The organism is Synergistaceae bacterium, assembly GCA_012728235.1.
GTDB lineage: Bacteria > Synergistota > Synergistia > Synergistales > Synergistaceae > JAAYFL01.
Map to the genome: position 1 here is coordinate 1 of JAAYFL010000073.1, position 1,893 is coordinate 1,893.

General features: G+C 41.9%; 1 protein-coding gene. It reads left to right on the top strand.

The window, feature by feature from the left end; genetic code table 11:
* Positions 1–19 precede the first annotated feature (19 nt).
* On the top strand, positions 20–1,888 hold the full coding sequence (gene iolD / locus GXZ13_05365) for a 3D-(3,5/4)-trihydroxycyclohexane-1,2-dione acylhydrolase (decyclizing) (protein ID NLX75243.1): 1,869 nt from the start codon (positions 20–22) through the stop codon (positions 1,886–1,888).
* Positions 1,889–1,893: the final 5 nt, after the last annotated feature.

Genomic DNA, 1,893 nt, shown 5'->3' on the forward strand with positions numbered 1-1,893 from the left:
ATATAAAAAGGAGAAAAGCATGGAAGATAGGATTCGGTTAACACTAGCACAGGCACTTGTGCGTTTTCTTGATCAACAATATGTAGAAAAAGATGGTGTCGAAACAAAATTTGTAGAGGGAATCTTCGGCATATTTGGCCATGGAAATGTAGTCGGAATCGGAGAAGCTTTAGATTATACAGAAAATACATTAAAATTTTATCAAGGTAAAAATGAACAAGGTATGGGTCTAGCGGCAATAGCTCATGCAAAGCAAAATGACCGTTTAAGAATAATACCCTGTGCTTCATCTATAGGGCCAGGCGCCACGAATATGGTAACTGCCGCGGCTTGTGCGACAGCGAATCGAATTCCTTTCCTAGCTTTAGCAGGGGACACTTTTGCAACAAGGCAACCAGATCCTGTATTACAACAGGCCGAGATATTTAGCAGTGTAGGCACGACCGTTAATGATTCCTTCCGAGCAGTGTGTCGTTATTTTGATCGTATCCAGCGTCCTGAACAGATTATGAGTGCAGCAATTCATGCTATGCGTGTTTTAACTGATCCTGCAGATACCGGAGCTGTTTGTCTAGCTTTGAGTCAAGATGTTCAAGGGGAAGCCTATGATTACCCAAGCTATTTTTTCCGCAAAAGAGTATGGCATATAGATCGCCGACCAATAACAGAATCTCAAACAGAACGTGCAGCCAAAATGATAAAAGCAAGCGAAAAACCTCTCTTAATTTTAGGAGGTGGTGTTCGTTATTCGAAAGCAGGACAAGCTTTTGCAGAATTTGCAGAAAAGCATCATATCCCTTTCGGTGAGACACAAGCAGGTAAGGGCACATTGTCCTGGGATCATCCTCTCAATCTAGGCGGTATTGGAGTGACTGGAACACAGGCAGCAAATCAAGTGGCCCATGAGGCGGATTTGGTTATAGGAGTAGGAACCCGTTTCTCGGATTTCACAACAAGCTCAAAATGGTTATTCCAAAATAAGAATGTAAAATTCCTGAATATAAATGTCGCTCCTTTTGATGCTTTTAAGATGGATGGCGAAGGTATTTTAGCGGATGCCCGTGAAGCACTAATCGCCATAGATACCGCTTTAGGCGATTGGGAAAGTCAAGTAGACCTTTCCGTTATCGCAGATAAAAAAGCGAAATGGAACAATATTGTAGAAGAACTTTATAATGCTGAGAGTAAAATCGGAGGTTTCAGTCAAACCCGTGCTGTTGGCATCATCAATAAACATTGCCGAAAAGAAGATGTCGTGGTTTGTGCTGCAGGTAGCTTACCAGGAGACTTACAAAGACTCTGGCGCCCAGGAGATGCTCATTCCTATCATGTAGAATATGGGTATTCGAATATGGGTTATGACTTATGTGGAGCGGTAGGGGTTAAGATGGCTCAACCAGAATCCGAAGTCTATGCGATGATAGGAGATGGTGGGTATTTGATGTTGAATTCCGAAGTACATACGGCGGTACAAGAAGGTCTAAAAGTCAACTTTATGTTATTTGATAATAATGGCTGGGGCTGTATTGAGGATTTACAAAACGAACATGCTCAAGAGACCTATGGAACCTATTTTAGTTGCCGCAATCAGGTGACGGGTGAATTAGATGGCAAAGCAGTTCCAGTAGACTTTGCGATGAATGCACGCTCTTTAGGTTGCCAAGCTTACACATGCCGAACACCAGAGGAATTGGAAGCAGCCTTATTAGATTCAGAACAGTACACGGATGTACCAGTATTATTTGATATTAAAGTAGATCATGGCAGCATGAGTCAAGGCTATGATTCTTGGTGGAATGTAGGAGTGGCTGAAGTATCTGAGAATCCAGATATAAAAGCGGCCTATGAGGATTTGAGAAATCATATTGATGAAGCAAGAGATTATTAAGAAAA

Coding starts and splice junctions, on each gene's coding strand:
- iolD (NLX75243.1), top strand. CDS start 20: ATGGAAGATAGGATTCGGTTAACACTAGCACAGGCACTTGTGCGTTTT.